The following is a 3,482-nucleotide window of genomic DNA, read 5'->3' on the forward strand; positions in this document are numbered from 1 at the left end:
AAGGTAATCAATGACTTACTCCATTGATAAAAAATGGAAAGCTGGCGGTTTGTCTCTTGGCTGGACAGCAGTGCCTACCGTGTTGTTTTTTATACAAAACGAAAAAAAACTAACTTCTGTGGCCTTCAACACTCTGCTTAACCTCATAGTTCATTGGTGGAGTCTACAAGAATGGCCGCACCCGTCGATGGAGAGCCTAGCAATACGAATGGGCGTTTCTGTAAGGACAGTTCAGAGAGCTATCAATGATCTGGAAAAAGCCAATCTCTTGGACAAGAAACCAACATCAAAAAGTGACAGCCGATATGGAGGTCGTAACATTTATGACCTAACAAAGCTTGTTGACTACCTAGACACAATGGGTCCATCAGTAGCAGAACAGGTAAAAAAACCACGCCATAAAAAACCCATATATACCGTAAGAAAAACTACAATTTGAAATTTCCGCCGAGTTCAACTTTTCATGGTTAAGCGAGCCTGCCAATTACTCTGATTTACCATAACACCTCTTGGCCGCACCCCCTGAGACGCCCTCAGCGCGTTTCTGCGGCCTCCTGCGGATTTCCGGCACCTTTCCCCGCCCATAACCCTGAAAAACGCCCCTGACGATTTTGGCGCGACTGCATGGCTATGCACGCAGGTGCATGACTGCGATTTTAGCCGCTAAAATCCTGCGAACGGGTCAAAAGGCTCGCTGAACCCCACCGATAACGGTGAACGGGGGCGCAGTTTACTGTGCGGCCGTGAGGCGTTGGCCAAGCCGCCAGGCGCGGCAGAGATTTCGTAAGGGGGGCGATTTAACGTGGATAACCAGAACGCAGAAATTTCGACGTGTCGAAATTTTTCAGGGTGTCGGGCGGGGCCTGACCAGGAGGATTTGGTGTGCCGGCGGTACTCCAAAGACACATCTTGTCCCGCTGTTTTGTGGTGTCGGCGCAGTGGCGGTGGCCACAAAACATTTCCTGTCCTGATAACTCAACAAGAGAACGTCAGATGACGTCACTTTGCGGCGTCAGCCCTATCCTGCATCGCATCAAAAAAAGAGAGCCGGAAGAACATACGGGTGCGGGTTAAGGCTTTGCGATACCCGTCCAGGGGATCGTGCTTTCGGGGGAGCCGCAAGCAACGGAACGCCCCAGCGTTCCGAGTCCGCCCACGGACGATTTGCGCAGCGGGGGCTACGCCCCCCCGTCGGTGCCGCAGGCGCCTGACCACCCTCTTAAAGCTTACGAGTTACACGAGTAAGCGTCTTAAGGGGGTGGTCAGGCGTCGGAGACGTCGGACGGGGCCGGGTGAATCTGGCGACGGAGTGGCGTCCAGCCGCGGAGAAGTCAGAGAGGGTGAAGCCGCACGGCGCAACCCCTGGGGCGTGATTTTCGTTCAGAAAATCATGTCCCTTTCTGGCGCATGCAATGCGCCAGCCCCCCTATTTTGACCTCTATTTTGCTCCCTATGCATCACAATAGATAAAAATAGGGGTCAAAATAGGGAGTAAAACAGGAAGCAGAGAACGCAGAGTTTACGCTGAGTAAACGTCAGGGCAGACGCAGACTGAGTCGTTCCCGCAGCGGAACAGACACACGCATCCGATCGGAAAAGCGACCAAAGAAGTAGGCAAAATCGAGATGCCGGGGCAGCACTTTCAGACCTTCACGCACCGCAATATCAAACTCATTTTTATCACGTGCATCAAACATAAGACGGACGGCCTGACATTGCTCCGGCGTGCCATGTTCCACAACCCACTCCGTCATTTCGGTAAAAGAAAATACCGGTTCCGGACGCTGACGGACGGCAGACACAGCCGACTTAAACTTTTCGCGGGCAGCATTGTACTGAGCAGCGCCTTCTTCAGGAGAAGCTGCGCGCGTTCCTGCTACGGGGCGCTGATCGAATGAAAGTTCCCAAAGACCTGTTTCAGGGTTATGGACGTAATCTTCAGGAAGTGCAGCACGGTAGAGACGGGACAAGGGAAACTCCTCAACATCAGTGTGTAAGCGAAAACCTTAGCATCAGTGATATTCCGCTTCCTCGGTTTAACAGACTTCGCTAGTTAAACGCTGCGGCGAGCGTTACCAGCTAACGGGAAAAGAGATGATCGCTTCTCTGGCTAACATCAACGGCACACCCCCCTTTCCCCCCCCGAGCCAGGCCTCCGGGTTCCCCGGTTTTCCATAGGCTTCGCCCTCCTGACGAGCTTCACAGAAATCAGGCGATTTCCGGTGCTCAAATCAGAAGGGGCGAAACCCGACAGGACTTAAAGATCCCCACCGTTTCCGATGGGTCGCTCCCTCGTGCGCTCTCCTGTTCCCACCGTGAGGTTTACCCGTTGCAGACCGCCGTAAGGTGGCGTTTTCTCATTCCTACCCGTGCAACTGGGTTCCTTGTAGGTGGTTCGCTCCAAGCTGGGCTGTATGCACGAACTCCCCGTTCAACCCGACTACCGCGCCTTTATCAGATAACTGTTCTCTTGATTCCAACCCTGACAGACACGACGAATCGCCACTGGCGGTAGCCACTGGTGACTTATTTACGGAGCGAGATGTTAAGCTAACTTAACAAGAGTTCTTGAAGTGGGTGCCAGACTACGGCTACACTGGAAGGACAGATTAGGTTACTGCGCTCCGTTAAAGCCAGTCACCGCGGTTCAGTTAGTTCCCCAACTTTCTGAACCTTCGAAAAAACCGCCTTGCAGGGCGGTTTTTTCTTTTCTGGGAAACTACTACTGTCGCCGGAAACCGTCAAGGGTAATTAGTTATCAGGAAGACCATGTTAATCAACATCAACCGGCAGCTCCATTGGGCGATGGTAACCTACCTCAAGTAGTTTGATACTGTAGGACGACAGCTTTTGAAAATGCAAAACGCCATCAGAAACTGAGTAACCATGTCCTGTATCTCTGAAAGAGGGATCGCCGATATGAGCATGCCAAAGCTTATTAGCTTCTGCATGAGCGATTAGATCGCTTCTCTTCGGTTCAGGAATGTTTACAGGCAGGCGGCTTGACGGAGCTATTTTACCTTTCCAACCCCATAATCCATTTTTTTCAAAATGATCGATAAATTCATCGATACAATCAAGGATATTGAGGCGTGTAGGCATCTCCACAAGGGAAGCGTAAAACGTTGAAAATGAATCAGAAAAATCTACGGTATATTGCGCATATGTTACGATTGAACTTTGCGTGCCGTTTTTATCGCCCATTCCCTTCTCTGCTCCCTAGTCAGACCAGAGGGCATTGTAACAGACTTCTCATTCGCTCTGGAAATCAACAGAGACAAGGATACGCCAAATACCTCAGTATCTTCAAAAAGATCATGACGTTGTTCGGTTTTCATATCGTTAACTCCGTATTTATTCGAGGCAGAAAAATTTTTTTTCTATCTTCAGGTTAGCTTTTTGTGGTTGCACAATAATGGCGCTAGTGTCACCCTATTCATATGAATAATCATATAATATATACACCAAATAATTTTTTATAT

3 protein-coding genes are annotated in these 3,482 nt (G+C 50.2%); 1 reads left to right on the forward strand and 2 read right to left on the reverse strand.

The annotated features are described in order from the left end of the window. The first annotated feature begins 10 nt into the window (after positions 1–10). Positions 11–439: a helix-turn-helix domain-containing protein gene (locus ACOI6Z_RS27360; RefSeq protein WP_025760401.1), complete on the forward strand. Its 429-nt coding sequence runs from the start codon at positions 11–13 to the stop codon at positions 437–439. 1,096 nt (positions 440–1,535) lie between these two features. On the opposite strand, the gene ACOI6Z_RS27365 is transcribed toward ACOI6Z_RS27360, so the two are convergent. Continuing rightward, positions 1,536–1,970, reverse strand: a complete 435-nt coding sequence (locus ACOI6Z_RS27365; RefSeq protein ID WP_101837060.1) for a hypothetical protein — start codon at positions 1,968–1,970, stop codon at positions 1,536–1,538. Between the two features lie 802 nt (positions 1,971–2,772). Continuing rightward, a complete protein-coding gene (locus tag ACOI6Z_RS27370; protein WP_025760402.1) occupies positions 2,773–3,204 on the reverse strand; it encodes a hypothetical protein in 432 nt (143 codons plus the stop codon). Positions 3,205–3,482 lie beyond the last annotated feature (278 nt).

Origin of the sequence: Klebsiella sp. C239 (genome assembly GCF_048822715.1) — a bacterium.
Lineage (GTDB): Bacteria > Pseudomonadota > Gammaproteobacteria > Enterobacterales > Enterobacteriaceae > Klebsiella > Klebsiella quasipneumoniae.